Below are 13,499 nucleotides of genomic sequence, written 5' to 3' on the forward strand. Positions count from 1 at the left end.
CGATTTCAGGGGAGAAAAATCATGGTGGACTACTTCCGCATCATCCTCAGCGCGCGCCTCGCCAAGATGGAGGAGCGCGGCGCCTCGGCGGTTGAATACGGCCTGCTCATCGCCGGCATTGCCGCCGTCATCGTCGTCGCGGTCATGGCGCTCGGCCCGGTTGTCAAGCACGCCTTCTCATCGACCTGCAAGAGCATCTCGAAGACGGCTGGCAGCTGCAGCTGAGCGACGCAGGTTTGGTAGTTATTCAGGCCGACCGTGCCGGTGAGCCCTGGCGAGTGATACCTCGTCGAGTTCACCGGCACGGTCTTCCTTCATCTGTGCCGCCTGCAGTGCAGCGCCGGCAGTCGGTCACCGGTGTGCACAACGGACTACTCGAAGCGTTCCGTCCGGGTGGGCGACCCGTTGACTGACACCGGGACCTTCGTAGCCCGATCGGGCTATCCGGGTCAACACAGTCTCCCGATTCGGCAGACCCTCCACTTCCGTGAAGATTGATTTCGTGGGGCAGGGGCTCCACGGACAACAGCAAAGCAGCGTCCGGAGCCCAGCTCTTGACCAACAATCTCAAGGGGAGAACAAAATCATGGTGGACTACTTCCGCATCATGCTCAACGCCCGCCTCGCCAAGATGGAGGAGCGCGGCGCCTCGGCCGTCGAGTACGGCCTGCTCATCGCCGGCATCGCCGCCGTCATCGTCGTCGCGGTCATGGCCCTCGGCCCGGTCGTCAAGCACGCCTTCTCGTCGACCTGCAAGAGCATCTCGAAGACGGCTGGCAGCTGCAAGTAGCCAGCACGAGCCACAAAGTCGGTGGCCGGCAGTCATTCCTGCCGGCCACCGGCATTCCCCCGGAGGAGATCGATCATGAAACATGACGGTTCCCGTCAGCGCGGCGCCTCGGCCGTCGAGTATGGCCTCCTCATCGCCGGCATCGCCGCCGTCATCGCAGTCGCCGTCTTCGGTTTCGGCAGCACAATCCAGTCGGCACTCTTCGACTCCACCTGCGTCAAGATCAACTCGGCGATCCACAGCAGCACCGGCTGCTGAAACTCACCGGATACGCTCGGCGAGCGCGATCCTCTGCAGCGCCGTCGGGTGAGTCCCGAACCAGAACTGCGACCAGGACGCCGGTGTCGGATCTGACAGCGAGCTCAGCGCGAGCTCACGCTGAAGGGTCACGAAGGCAGCGGCGTCCTTCGTCGTCCTCAGGGCGGCCACATCCGCCCTCGTCTCGATCTGCCGACTGATGGTGTTCTGCACCGGGAGCGCCAGGAACGAGCCGACCGCGAGCAGCGCCAGGAGCATCGGAACGCTGGTCGGATCGCCGATGTCGGTGCGACTCCGGCGGCGCTCGACGATCACGCCCACCAGCCCGACGCCCACGAGCGCCCCTGCGGCCCCGAGCAGGGAGCCCGTCAGCACGTCGTCGTACTTGGCATGGCCGAGCTCGTGGGCCACCACCGACAACGTCTCAGCGCGCGGCTCGTCCTTGACCAGATTGTCGTAGAGGACCACATGTCGGGTGTCCCCGAAGCCAGAGACGTAGGCGTTCAGCGTCGTCGTCCGGCGCGAGGCATCGGCGACGAGGACGTCGTCGACGTGCACGCCTTCCTCTTGCGCCAGCGCCAAGACGTCCGACCTGAGTGAGCCAGCCGGGAGCGGCGTGAAGTGGTTGAACAGCGGCTCTACCAGCAGCGGATAGATGAACGATCCGAGCAGCACCAGCGCGCCGAGGAGAACGCCCGCCATGGCTGGCCAGAGCCGCGGCCAATATCTCGCGCACGCCATCAGCGCCAGAACGCCGAGCGAGGTCCCCACCGTCGAGACCAGCAGGTCGAGCGCCCGGTCGCTGGCGAAGCCACTCCACGACTGATGGGAGAGGCCTACCTCCAGCTGACGTTGGCGCAGGATCACAGCCGGCAGCAGCGTGGCAATCGCTCCGACCACCTCGAGGACGACCACTCCTTGGATCACACGTAGCCACCACGGACCACGCGCTAACGTCATCAGGCGCCGGCCGAGCGGCGAGAACCCGATGACACACGCGACGATGATTGACACGCTCAGTCCGGCGCGCGACCAGAAGCGGGCGAAGGACGAGTAGGACTCCATCGCCGAGATCTGGGCGCTCTTGAAGACGGTGTCGGCCACCGGCGGATGGAGCGGACCCCCCGGATACGGGTGCCAGGGCACCCGGATGGCGGCAAGAGCCACGAACAGCACCAATCCTGTGCCGAGCACGCCGATCGCGACGCTGCGCGCCGATACTCGGTTGGTCTGGAGGCTCGTCCTCCCGCTCGCGCTCACCCGGCCAAGTCTGACAAACGACTCTGCCACATCCGCGTCAGCCCTCGTGTGCCGACGCCGACCACCTTCCGCAATGCCGTCTCCACGTCCTGCCCTGCCCCGACAGCATCGTAGAGCCGGACCAGGCCACGCTCCCCAGCACGCTCGGCCACGACTCGACACGCGAGCCAGGCGGCCTCGTACTCCGCACCGAAGCTCGCCGAGTGCGAGTTGAAGTCGCTGGCCTCGGGCAGGTGGTCGGGAGGACCGCTCTTGCGAACCTGAGCGATGATCTGGCCGGCGGTCGTGGTCAGAGGGAGGCGTACGTCGCGCAAGGCGACGTAGTCGGCGAAGCCCTCCGTCAGCCACATGGGTCGGTGATGGTCCGTGGCGGCCTTCGTGGCCGCGTGCGTCGCTTCGTGACTCAACACGATCTGCGCGCCTCGAGTGTCGAGCGTGGTCATGACCTCGGGGTTGACGAACACATGGACGGGGGCGTTGGCCGCGCCGGACCCATCGACGCTAGCCGTCACGGCAGCGACGCCGACATACGTGCCCACAGCGGTGCCGAGCGCCTTGTCCAGGTCGGCCTCCGAACGGGGCACCTCGACCACGAGGGGCCCATGCCATCCTCTGATCACGCGGCCGACGATCGGCACGGCGCGCCTCGCCAAGCGCGCGTAGCGGTCGACCGTCGTGGTGTCGGGTCCGAGCGCCAGCACGCCGGATCCGGCGTCGACATGCACGGGGCCCCTCAGCCACAGCGGAGTGCGCTGGGGCCCACCACCGAACTCCGAGATCGAGGCGGCGCCCGCGGCCGACGAGAAGGAAACGGCGACCTCCTCGTGCGTCGACGCGGAGTCATAGCGGCCGAACCGCCACGTCATGTCCACGGACGCGATCCACCGACCGCTCGGTCCGGTCGCACCTGCCTCGTCCACGTAGCGGGCCGTGAAGTCCGTGACCTCGAGCGCCACCGCATTCGAGACGATCGAGCGCAGCAACGTCTGAGCCCGCGAGTCGACTCCCAATCGCGCGGCAGCCGCAGGGTCGCGTGCCGAGACCGCCGCCTCTAGCCGATTGAGCGCGACCGCTGCCAGGTCCGGACGCGCCGGCGAATGAGCAGCGCGAGGGGTGGAGGCGACATAGGGATCGGGCTTGAAGGCGACCCACGCAATACCGGCGAGCCCCAGGCAGAGAAACGTGACAAGACCGGCCGCCCACCAGCGTGGACGACCGGTCTTGCCGCTCGTTGAGGACGACTCAGCCAGGGCGGACGGCGCCGGAGTAAGGCATCGAGTGCAACGGAGAGATCCGCACACCCTCGCTCGGGTTGGCGGCGTGTAGGACCATTCCGCCGCCGATGTAGAGACCGACATGGCTGATCGGGCTGTAGAAGAAGACCAGATCGCCCGGCTGCAGGTCGCTCTCGGCGACGTGCGGGCCCGAGCTGAACTGGGCACGCGAGGAGTGCGGCAGCGAAACGCCGGCCGCTCCCCAGGCGCGCATCGTCAAGCCTGAGCAGTCGAATGCGCTGGGACCGGCCGCGCCCCAGACATAGGCGTCACCGAGCTGGGCCTTCGCGTACGTGACAGCGGCCGCAGCGCGCCCGCTCGCCGGGACGTCGACCGCTGCAGAGATGTCTCCGATGGCGGCTCGGGGACTGTCGCGCGAGAGGAGCGCTTTGCGCTGCGACTCCTTGAGCTTGGCGAGCAGAGCCTTAGCGTCGGCCAGCTTGGACTGGACGGCCTTCTTGTCCGACGCGAGCTTCTGCTCGGTCGCGGCGACCTCGGCGGTCCGCTGCTCCGTCGCCTTGCGGCGCAGCCGCAGGGCGTCGAGCTGAGTCGAGTAGTCACGGTAGAGGCCGGCCTGAAGACTGTCGTAGGCCGAGATGGTGGAGAGCTGGCCGAGGAACGCCTTGGGGTCGTCTGAGACGAACACCTGGCCCACTGCCGAGAGGTTCGACCCCTCGAACTGCTGGAGCATGGTGTCGCGCAGCTGCACGCGGACGGCAGACAAAGCGGACTCCTGGCGCGCCTGGTCGGCGCGGACGCTGGTGAGCTCCCGCTGCAGCGTGTCGAGGCGCAGGCGCGCCTCGTTGTAGTTCTCGGTCGCCTGGTCAGCGTCCTGATAGAGCTTGTCGACGCGCACCTGGACATCCTTGATGTTCGGCTTCGCCTCGGCGGGGGTGGTGGTGGTCACTCCGAAAGTGCAGGCGATGGCGACGCCTGCCACCGCTGCGGTGACTCGTTTCCGGCCGTTCAGCACGAGCGGGCCGTCTCCCTTGCTGTGTCGTACGCCTACCGAGTGAGCTGACGGATTCGGGCACGACTGGCCCTACCCCCACTCCTCGCGGCCACTGTCACCAGCAACTGCACCTCGTGGGCGATTCACCCCAGATGACCCCGCCTCGCGGCGGTGTCGGTTGGTTCCCCGGCTCCCGACTGGCCCGATCCAGCCGAGATTGAGCGCGATGCCCGCGCGAGTCGGTCGACCCACTTCCACGGACATCTGAGTGGTGAACTCTAGCCGCCCGTCGCGAGTGCAGCCAATCGGTCGAGCGTGCGTGTTGGGGTCCATCCAGACCATCTCCGTCACACCAGCCCCAGCAGTCACGCCGACTCGACATCACCACTCGACGTGGGAGTCACCATGCGCAAAGGAGGCACCAGGCCGCCTTGCGCGAGGACGTCGAGCGCGCGGCGCTCGTCGTCGTCGAACCCCAGCTCCGGCGGGGGGCCGAGCAACACCGTCACGACGCAGTCATGACAGGCCAGGCCGCGCACCATGCACGTGTCGCAGTCGATCCTCGTGGTCATGTCGAACAGGCTGACAGGCACCACCGACAATCACTGCGACAGCGCTAGGGGACGGCGGGACGCCGCGCGTCGTCCCAGGAATGTCGGAGCTCGCTCCTAACGTCGCCCTCATGAGCATCACTCGGACGGCCGGCGCCCGTTGGGAGAGCCAGCGCAGCTTCGACGAGCTGGGCCGACCGCTGCGCGACATCACCTTCTGCGTCGTCGACCTCGAGACGACCGGCGGCTCTGCGGAGGGCGGCTCGATGATCACCGAGATAGGGGCCGTCAAGGTGCGCGGCGGCGAGGTGCTGGGCGAGTTCCAGACACTGGTGAACCCGCGCAGCGAGATCCCGGCCTTCATCGCCGTCCTCACCGGGATCAGCAACGCGATGGTGGTGGACGCCCCCTCGATCGAGTCAGCACTTCCGGCGTTCTTGGAGTTCGCACAGGGGTCCGTGCTGGTCGCCCACAATGCCCCGTTCGACGTCGGGTTCCTGCGCCACTTCGCCGACCGTCAGGGCCGTCCGTGGCCGAGCTTCGAGGTGCTCGACACTGCCAAGCTCGCCCGTCGCGTCATCACACGCGACGATGCGCCCAACTGCAAGCTGTCGTCGTTGGCGAAGGTCTTCAACTCCACGACCACACCCAACCACCGGGCGTTGTCAGACGCGCGCGCAACCGTCGACGTGCTGCACGGGCTCATGGAGCGCCTCGGCGGCCTCGGCGTGCACACCCTCGAGGAGCTGCAGACGTTCTCGGGACGGGTGACGCCGGCCCAGCGCCGCAAGCGTCACCTCGCCGAGGCGCTCCCCCACGCCCCCGGGGTCTACCTCTTCGAGGACGAGCGCCGGCGGGTCCTCTACGTCGGCACCTCCCGTGACCTGCGCAACCGGGTCCGCTCCTACTTCACCTCGTCGGAGACGCGGACACGGATGGGTGAGATGGTCGGTGTCGCCGAGCGTGTGACGGGCATCGAGTGCGCGACCCCCCTCGAGGCGCAGGTCCGCGAGCTCCGCCTGATCGCCCAGCACAAGCCTCGCTACAACCGTCGGTCGCGCTTCCCCGAGAAGGTGCACTTCATCAAGCTGACCCGAGAGCCATGGCCACGCTTGGCCCTCGTGAAGCGCGTGCTCGACGACGACGCCGACTATCTCGGCCCGTTCAGCTCCAAGAAGGTGGCGGAGAAGGCGCTGCAGGCGCTGCACGACAGCTTTCCGATCCGGCAGTGCTCGGAGCGCCTCGCCCGACGTCCGTCCAAGACGCCCTGCGTCCTGGCCGAGATGGGCAAGTGCCTCTCCCCCTGCGACGGCAGCGCCGATGAGAGGGCCTACGGAGAGGTCGTCGCGCAGCTCAAGCAGACGTTGTCCCGAGAGCCCGACCGCGTGGTCGAGTCCCTCTCGGCGCGCATGGGCGCGCTCGCGGCCGACGAGCGGTTCGAGGAGGCAGGGGTGCACCGCGATCGCCTGGCGGCCTTCATCCGCGCCGCGGCTCGCACCCAGCGCCTGTCGGCCTTGACCAGGTGTGGCGAGATCATCGCTACCCGCCGGGAGGACAATGGACGCTGGAGCGTTCATGTCATCCGCTTCGGCCGACTCGCGGCTGCTGGCGTGCTTCCTCCAGGCGCGGACGCACACGCCTACGTCGCTCAGTTGCGTGCGAGCGCCGAGACGGTGCGCCCGGGTCCGGGCCCGACGCCCGCCGCAACGGCTGAGGAGAGCGAGGTGATCCTGCGCTGGCTGGAGGCACCCGGCATCCGCCTGGTCGACGTGGAGGGCGCGTGGACATGCCCCGTCGCGGGTGCGAGCCGGCACCTGGCGGTTCATGACGCCGTCCACGAGTCACGCAAGAGCCTCGTGCCGTTCGACGACAGACGAGACCTCGCGACGGTCCATCAGCCGGTACGGTGACCTTGTGATCACCGCCATCGTCTTCGTGCAGGCCGACACCGCTCGGATCCCCGAGGTGGCCGAGGCGATCGCCGCTCTCGACGGCGTCAGCGAGGTCTACTCCACGACCGGGCAGATCGACCTGATCGCGCTGGTGCGCGTCCGCAACCACGATGACATCGCTGCGGTCGTCGCGGACCGGCTCAACAAGGTGCCCGGCGTCACCGACACGGAGACCCACATCGCGTTCCGGGCGTACTCGAAGCACGATCTCGAATCAGCGTTCTCGATCGGTCTCGACTGACCATGTCCGTTCTCGTCACGGGCGGAGCCGGCTACATCGGCGCACACGTCGTACGCCGGCTGGTGGGCCGAGGGGACGCAGTCGTCATCGTCGACGACCTGAGCACCGGAGTGGCCAGCCGAGTCGCCGGCGTTGCGATGGCGCAGGTCGATCTAGCCGCAATCGGATCCACCGAGACCCTCACCGCGCTCATGCGGGATCACGACGTCGACGCGGTGGTGCACCTCGCCGCCAAGAAGCAGGTCGGCGAGTCGGTCGCCCTGCCGACGTACTACTTCAGGCAGAACGTCGGCGGCCTAGTGAACCTCCTCGACGCCATGCACGCTGCGGACGCCCGACAACTGGTCTTCTCTTCGTCAGCCGCCGTCTACGGGAATCCGACCCAAGCCTGCGAAGGTCCCGTTGACGAGACGGTTCCGCCCGGGCCGATCAGTCCTTACGGAGAGACGAAGCTCGTCGGCGAGTGGCTGTGTCGCGACGCAGAGCATGCGTGGGGCCTTCGCTGGTGTGCCCTCCGCTACTTCAATGTGGTGGGCGCCGGTGCGGACGACCTCGGCGACTGCGCGGCGCAGAACCTCGTCCCGTTGGTGTTCGACACGATCGATCGCTCGGAGCCGCCGACGGTGTTCGGGGACGACTACCCCACGCCGGACGGCACGGGCGTGCGCGACTATGTGCACGTAATCGACCTCGCAGACTCCCACCTCGCCGCTTTGGACTGGCTGCGGCACGCGGGTGCGGCCGACGGACCTCTACCGATCTTCAACGTCGGCACTGGTCGGGGCAGCTCGGTCCGCGAGGTGCTGGCTGCGATCGCCGATGCGACCGGCCTGCCGGTCGAGGCCCAGGTGTCCGATCGGCGCGTCGGCGATCCCGCCAGCCTCGTCGCCGATGTGCGTCGGATCGAGAGGGAGCTCGGCTGGCGCAGCCGCCATACGCTCTCGCAGGCAGTCGCTTCCGCCTGGGCCGCCCGCCAAGCGCAGGCAGCATCGTCGGCATAGCCCGTTCGGGTCATCTGCCGGCGCGCGCGGTCATACTTCCCGTGCTTCTCTCGTGTCCGACGAAGACGGCTCCTAGCCTTCTAGTGACGAGGAGAGGAGCTCGAGGTGACGCTGCATGACGATGTCGTAGTCGTCGTCCCGATGTACAACGAGGCGGTCGCCGTCGGCACCGTTGTCACCGGTCTCCGCGGGGCGTTCTCGAACATCGTCTGCATCGACGACGGCAGCACCGACGACAGCACCGCCGTTGCCCGAGAGGCGGGCGCGACCGTCCTGGTCCACACCGTGAATCTCGGCCAAGGAGCGGCGCTGCAGACAGGCTTCGAGTTCGTCCGGAGGCACTCCACCGCCAGGTTCGTCGTCACGTTCGACTCCGACGGGCAGCACCGCGTCGAGGACGCCGTGGCGATGGTTGCCGAAGCGCGCACCACCGGGGTCGACGTCGTGCTCGGCTCGCGCAACCTCGGACGGACCGAGGGGCAGACGCGCGCACGCAAGCTGCTCCTCCGTGGCGCACTGCGCTACTCGCGGGCGGTCTCCGGCCTCGCGCTCACCGACACGCACAACGGGCTGCGGGTGCTCACGAGACAGGTGCTCGACCGCGTCGTCCTGCGCCAGCAGGGCAGCGCGCACGCGTCCGAGCTCGAGTCGTTGATCGCACGCCACCGGCTGAGCTGGGTGGAGCACCCAGTCACCATCGAGTACAGCGCCTACTCCCGCCAGAAGGGCCAGTCGGCGCTCAACGCGGTCAACGTCGTCTACGACATGCTGGCGGCGCGCCTGGAGACGTCCGCATGATCATCAAGGCGCTTCTCATCGCGGCTGTTCTCGGCGCCGGCTGGTGGCTGCTCCGAGGCCAGCAGCGCGGGCGGCAGCTCGCGATGACCCGGATGATCACCGGCGGCCTCACCGTCGCTGCCATCGCCGCCGTGCTGGCGCCGAACGCGTTGACCGACATCGCGAACGCGCTCGGCGTCGGCCGTGGCGCTGACCTGGTGCTCTACGCCCTGGTCGTAGTGTTCGCCTTCTCCACCATCGCCACGGCGCTTCGCATGCGTCGTCTCGAGGCCCGGCTATCGGAGCTGACTCGCGGCCAGGCCCTACTCGCAGCCCAGATGGAGATGCGCGAGACTCGCGTTCATGAATGAGGTTGTCGAACCGGTCAGCAACTCGACAGTCTCCGTCGTCCTTCCTGTCCACGGCGGGCTCGCAGCCGACCATCTCACTCGTGCACTGCGGAGTCTGGAGGAGCAGTCGGAGCCCCCGCACGAGATCATCGTGGTCGAGGACGGGCCGTTGCCGGTTTCCCTCCAGCGTGCCTTGAGCGCCCACGCGGCGATCTCACCGATCACGCGCCGTGTCCGACTGGCGACGAACCAGGGTGCCGGGGCAGCGAACGACCGGGGTCTGCGGGAGGCGAGGGGCACCTGGATCGCGAAGATGGACGCCGATGACGTCGCCCTTCCTCAACGGATCGAGCGGCAGCACCAGCTCGCCGAAGGTCTCGACGTCGACGTTCTGGGCGCGGCGATGGCGGAGTTCGACGGCGACGAGACCCACATCACCCGAATTCGCCACGCCCCAGGCAGCCATGAGGCGATCGTTCGTCGCATGCCCTGGAACAACCCCATCAACCACCCGACCGCGTTCTATCGCCGGGAGGCAGCCCTGGCGGCGGGCGGCTATCCGCATCTGCGCTATCTACAGGACTATGGGCTCTTCGCGCGCATGCTCGCCTTCGGCGCGACGATGTACAACGACGACGACCCCGTGGTCCTGTTCCGGGCCGATGCCTCCATGCTGCAACGACGCAAGGCGCGAGCAGTCATGTCGTGTGAGTTCGAGATCCAGCGCATCCTCGAGGAGTGTGGGCTGATCGGGCCGCTACGCCGACGGCTCAACCTGGCGGTTCGGCTCGGTTACCGCATGCTGCCCACGCCTGTTCTGCGCCGCGTCTACACAGCGGTGTTCACCGACCGCCATGACGGTCGCCCGCTGGTGTCGACGCAATGACGGACACCCCCCGCGTTCTGGTTGCCACGACGTGGTTCCCTGACCGTGAGGCGCCATCGCGCACTCCATTCTGCCTGGAGCACGCCAAGGCCGCCCAGACGGCCGGGGCCATCGTCGAGGTGGTCCACGTGGCCCTGGGTCGTCATTGCGAGCCACGGCAGGAGACATATGACGGTCTGACGGTACATCGGCTCGGCCTGCAGCCGCGCAGTCCTCGCTCGTGGCTGACCACGACTCGATTCCTGCGTCGCCAATTGAGCAACGTCGACGTGCTGCACACCATGGCGTTCTCATCCATTCTGGTCGCAGCTGGCGCATGGCTCGGCAGGCGGAGGTGGTGGGTGCACACCGAGCACTGGAACGGCGTCGTCGACCCGGCGAGCGTCGGTCCCTGGTGGGTACGTCTCGCGTTCCTGCGCCACGCCCTTCGCCTACCGCACCGGGTCACGGGTGTGACCGCGGAGCTCGCCGCGGCGATGGCTCCGTTCGCCCGGCCGCAGGCCGTCTGTGTCGTGCCATGTGTTGTCGAGACCGATGCTGAACTCGCGCCCTATCCCCCTCCGACGCCGCTCCGCATCGTCGGGGTCGGCCATCTCATCGCGCGCAAGGACCCTCTGACGGCTCTCGACACGATCCGATGGCTCGTCGACCAGGGCTCCGACGTCCGGTATGCCTGGGTAGGTGACGGACCGCTGCGCGAGGAAGTGCATGATCGAGTGCGGGCACTCGGCCTCCAGGCGATCGTCACGCTGGTAGGAGCGGTGCCTCCCGAGCAGGTGCGCGGCCATGTGCGCAAAGCCCACCTCTTCTTCGTGCCGAGCCGCCAAGAGAACTTCCTCACGGCCGCCGCTGAGGCCATTGCGAGTGGGCGCATGGTCGTGCTCCCGAGAAGCGGCGGTTTCGTCGAGTACTGCACCGACGAGAACTCGGTCCTCTGCCGCGACCACTCGGCGGGAGAATTCGGCGCAGCGATACTTGCGGCGAAGGACCGGCTGACAAGGACAGACCCTTCGACGGTGGCACGCACGGTTGTCGGTCGCTTCTCGCGAGCTGCGGTCGGGGAAGCGCTCCTCGCCGCGTATGCGGATCGGGCGGCACGCAGTGGCTCGTGACGGGGCGCGGCGCCTCCTGCGAAGCGGCGGATGGTCAAGCGCGTTCCTCTGGACGTCGGTGAGCCAGGCCGTGCAGGGGGCCACCCGCATCACCTTGTCGGTCGTCGTCGCAAGGCTCGCTGGCAAGGAATGGCTGGGCATCACCAACAGCTTGCTCTCGCTTGCGACCTTCCTCGTGCTGTGCTGGCCGCAGGCCAGTGGAGTCGCGGCAGCTCGTTTCGTTGCCGCCGCGCGAGGGCGGTCCGAGGACAGCGAGCCGGTAGCGCGCACGGTTCAGGCCGTCGGCGTGCTCCCTTCGCTGGGACTGGCCGGCGTCGCGTTGGTCGTTGCCCAGCGACAAGTAGCAGCAGGCTGGACGTCGTCGTGGACGGCCGCCGTGCTGGTCCTCACCCTCGGTGCGGCCGCGGTCGTGCGTGGGATCCGTAGCGGTCGTCAGCAGTTCGGCGCCATCGCAGGCTGGGACATCGCCGGAGCCCTGCTCGGCGTGCTCTTGATGTTCGCACTTCTCGGCAGCGGCCATGAGGCGCTCGCGCTACTCGCGATCTGCGCGTCATCGTTGCCCGGAGTGTTGACGGGTCTCGTGCCGGGCCGGCCATCACTTCGCTCGCCGGCTCGACGAGAGATCACTCGGTACACGGCATGGACGTCGGCGCACATCGTTGCTGCTGGCGGACTTCTGCCTGCTCTCACCCTCGTCGTTGCTTCGACGGTGTCCGCTGATGACCTCGGCGACTTCGCCGCCGCCGCATCGATCGCGACACCGCTCTACCTGCTGTCGACGGCGATGAGGGTGTCGTTCGAACCATTCCTCGCCCGCGCGCATGCGAGTGGGCGGGACGATCTGGTGCGCGAGTCGACTGATCGCTTGATGCGCGCGATGGTGGTGCTGTTCGTCCCCATGGCCGGTCTGCTTGCTCTGTGGTCCGACAATCTGCTCGGTTGGCTGTACCCTTCCACCTTCGCCAGTGCGCGCGGAACGTTCCTCCTGCTTTTGACCGGAGTGGCGGCGACATGCCTGAACGCCGCGCAGGCTTGGTTGAGCGCGACGCGAACCTGGGGGCCACGTGTGCTCGCCATCTCAAACGTCGCAGGCCTCGTGGCAGGCCTGACGGTCGGCGCCATCGGCGCTCAGCTGTCAGGCAGCGCGGGCGCGGCATGGGGAATGATCATCGGATCCGTTCTGAGCACCGCAATGAGCACCGCGGCCGTCTGGCGCGCGGAATGTATGAGCTGGAGCCTGCTGGTCCTGCGCGCTGCGGCAGGCGCCGCGATCTTCACCGTCGCCGTCCTGATGCACCAACATTGGACGGGAACTTTCGTGTTGCTGGCCCTCACTGCCGGGACGCTCGCCTCCTGGGTGGTCCTGGCGCGCCCGGACGCCCGGGCCGCTGCCGACCTTGGGCGTCAGCAGCGTACGCAGAACATCAGAGCGGCGCGCGAGTCGATCAGGTAGCAGTCGCCTCGGTTCCCGATCAAGGCTGCGATTGCCTCCCACATCGCAGCTGCGGCGGGCGCTATGTCCTCGATGACGATCCAACCACCCCGGTGAACTTTGTCCAGCCCTAGCAGCAGCACCGCAAGATTCGCGTTCGGACTGTGCAGGCCATCGTCGATCACCAGGTCGAGGCGGTCGGGCAAGTGGTCGCCAAGCCGCTCGACGCTGGAGAGGTCCGTCTGATCGACGTGGAACGTCGAGATGGACGGCTCGGCGAACAGAGCTCGCTCGTCGACGTCGGCACCGTAGATCGCCGCACCGGGAAGGTAGTCGCGGAAGGCCCGGAGCGATGCGCCAGGCCGACCCAGCGGACCCATGTTGGAGGGAACGTTGGTGTTGCTGCTCCCGAGGCCAACCTCCAGCAGACTGGACACCGTCCCCATCTCCGCCAGAATCGCGGCGTAGACCAAGTGGTAGTTGTGACGCCCGGACTTGTCACTGCCGTAGTGCGCGAACAGCTCACCGAGCTTGTCAGCGGATGCATAGCCCATCTCGGCGTGAAACTCGGCGACCGACAAGCGCCGGAGCGGCTTGGACCCACATCGGCGCGCAAGCTCCGCCAAGAGCGCGGGAGTCTGCTGGGCAGCGAGGAGCGTCAGG

At 67.7% G+C, this 13,499-nt stretch carries 16 protein-coding genes and 1 riboswitch; of the genes, 11 read left to right on the forward strand and 5 right to left on the reverse strand.

Going from position 1 to position 13,499, the window contains the following annotated elements; translation table 11 throughout:
• The first annotated feature begins 21 nt into the window (after positions 1–21).
• The 3 genes from ACYQ1K_RS08760 (at position 22) to ACYQ1K_RS08770 (ending at position 1,048) form a co-directional block, all read left to right on the forward strand.
• Complete coding sequence (locus ACYQ1K_RS08760) at positions 22–225, forward strand: Flp family type IVb pilin (protein ID WP_459982459.1); 204 nt, start codon at positions 22–24, stop codon at positions 223–225.
• A 361-nt stretch (positions 226–586) separates the two neighbouring features.
• Complete coding sequence (locus ACYQ1K_RS08765; protein WP_459982460.1) at positions 587–790, forward strand: Flp family type IVb pilin; 204 nt, start codon at positions 587–589, stop codon at positions 788–790.
• 75 nt (positions 791–865) lie between these two features.
• Positions 866–1,048 carry a Flp family type IVb pilin gene (locus tag ACYQ1K_RS08770; RefSeq protein WP_459982461.1) on the forward strand — a complete coding sequence of 61 codons (183 nt, stop codon included), beginning with the start codon at positions 866–868 and terminating at the stop codon, positions 1,046–1,048.
• A 3-nt stretch (positions 1,049–1,051) separates the two neighbouring features.
• On the opposite strand, the gene ACYQ1K_RS08775 is transcribed toward ACYQ1K_RS08770, so the two are convergent.
• The 4 genes from ACYQ1K_RS08775 to ACYQ1K_RS08790 form a co-directional block, all read right to left on the reverse strand.
• Positions 1,052–2,308, reverse strand: coding sequence for a M48 family metalloprotease (locus tag ACYQ1K_RS08775; RefSeq protein WP_459982462.1), 1,257 nt, complete (start codon positions 2,306–2,308; stop codon positions 1,052–1,054).
• The gene (locus ACYQ1K_RS08780) at positions 2,305–3,291 is read right to left on the reverse strand and encodes a hypothetical protein (protein ID WP_459982463.1); all 987 of its coding nucleotides are present in this window, start codon (positions 3,289–3,291) and stop codon (positions 2,305–2,307) included. Before ACYQ1K_RS08780 ends, ACYQ1K_RS08775 begins: the two co-directional genes overlap by 4 nt.
• Positions 3,292–3,550: 259 nt before the next feature.
• Positions 3,551–4,489, reverse strand: coding sequence for an NlpC/P60 family protein (locus ACYQ1K_RS08785; RefSeq protein WP_459982464.1), 939 nt, complete (start codon positions 4,487–4,489; stop codon positions 3,551–3,553).
• 80 nt (positions 4,490–4,569) lie between these two features.
• Positions 4,570–4,757: riboswitch (cyclic di-AMP (ydaO/yuaA leader) on the reverse strand.
• A gap of 142 nt (positions 4,758–4,899) precedes the next feature.
• Positions 4,900–5,106 carry a hypothetical protein gene (locus ACYQ1K_RS08790; protein WP_459982465.1) on the reverse strand — a complete coding sequence of 69 codons (207 nt, stop codon included), beginning with the start codon at positions 5,104–5,106 and terminating at the stop codon, positions 4,900–4,902.
• Between the two features lie 110 nt (positions 5,107–5,216).
• On the opposite strand from ACYQ1K_RS08790, the gene ACYQ1K_RS08795 reads away from it, so the two are divergent.
• The 8 genes from ACYQ1K_RS08795 (at position 5,217) to ACYQ1K_RS08830 (ending at position 12,857) form a co-directional block, all read left to right on the forward strand.
• The gene (locus ACYQ1K_RS08795; RefSeq protein WP_459982466.1) at positions 5,217–6,995 is read left to right on the forward strand and encodes a DEDD exonuclease domain-containing protein; all 1,779 of its coding nucleotides are present in this window, start codon (positions 5,217–5,219) and stop codon (positions 6,993–6,995) included.
• Positions 6,996–6,999: 4 nt separating this feature from the next.
• The gene (locus ACYQ1K_RS08800; protein ID WP_459982467.1) at positions 7,000–7,278 is read left to right on the forward strand and encodes an Lrp/AsnC family transcriptional regulator; all 279 of its coding nucleotides are present in this window, start codon (positions 7,000–7,002) and stop codon (positions 7,276–7,278) included.
• Between the two features lie 2 nt (positions 7,279–7,280).
• Positions 7,281–8,279, forward strand: coding sequence for a UDP-glucose 4-epimerase GalE (galE, locus tag ACYQ1K_RS08805; protein WP_459982468.1), 999 nt, complete (start codon positions 7,281–7,283; stop codon positions 8,277–8,279).
• A gap of 105 nt (positions 8,280–8,384) precedes the next feature.
• Positions 8,385–9,077, forward strand: a complete 693-nt coding sequence (locus ACYQ1K_RS08810) for a glycosyltransferase family 2 protein (RefSeq protein WP_459982469.1) — start codon at positions 8,385–8,387, stop codon at positions 9,075–9,077.
• Positions 9,074–9,427 carry a DUF2304 domain-containing protein gene (locus ACYQ1K_RS08815; RefSeq protein ID WP_459982470.1) on the forward strand — a complete coding sequence of 118 codons (354 nt, stop codon included), beginning with the start codon at positions 9,074–9,076 and terminating at the stop codon, positions 9,425–9,427. The genes ACYQ1K_RS08810 and ACYQ1K_RS08815 overlap by 4 nt, the downstream gene beginning before the upstream one ends.
• The gene (locus ACYQ1K_RS08820) at positions 9,420–10,292 is read left to right on the forward strand and encodes a glycosyltransferase (RefSeq protein ID WP_459982471.1); all 873 of its coding nucleotides are present in this window, start codon (positions 9,420–9,422) and stop codon (positions 10,290–10,292) included. Before ACYQ1K_RS08815 ends, ACYQ1K_RS08820 begins: the two co-directional genes overlap by 8 nt.
• A complete protein-coding gene (locus ACYQ1K_RS08825; RefSeq protein ID WP_459982472.1) occupies positions 10,289–11,404 on the forward strand; it encodes a glycosyltransferase in 1,116 nt (371 codons plus the stop codon). Before ACYQ1K_RS08820 ends, ACYQ1K_RS08825 begins: the two co-directional genes overlap by 4 nt.
• Before the next feature lie 58 nt (positions 11,405–11,462).
• The gene (locus ACYQ1K_RS08830; RefSeq protein WP_459982473.1) at positions 11,463–12,857 is read left to right on the forward strand and encodes a lipopolysaccharide biosynthesis protein; all 1,395 of its coding nucleotides are present in this window, start codon (positions 11,463–11,465) and stop codon (positions 12,855–12,857) included.
• Here the strand turns inward: ACYQ1K_RS08830 and ACYQ1K_RS08835 are convergent.
• Positions 12,809–13,417, reverse strand: coding sequence for a class I SAM-dependent methyltransferase (locus tag ACYQ1K_RS08835; RefSeq protein WP_459982474.1), 609 nt, complete (start codon positions 13,415–13,417; stop codon positions 12,809–12,811). The two genes, ACYQ1K_RS08830 and ACYQ1K_RS08835, sit on opposite strands and share 49 nt — an antisense overlap.
• Positions 13,418–13,499: the final 82 nt, after the last annotated feature.

It is taken from the genome of Nocardioides sp. AN3 (genome assembly GCF_054653495.1).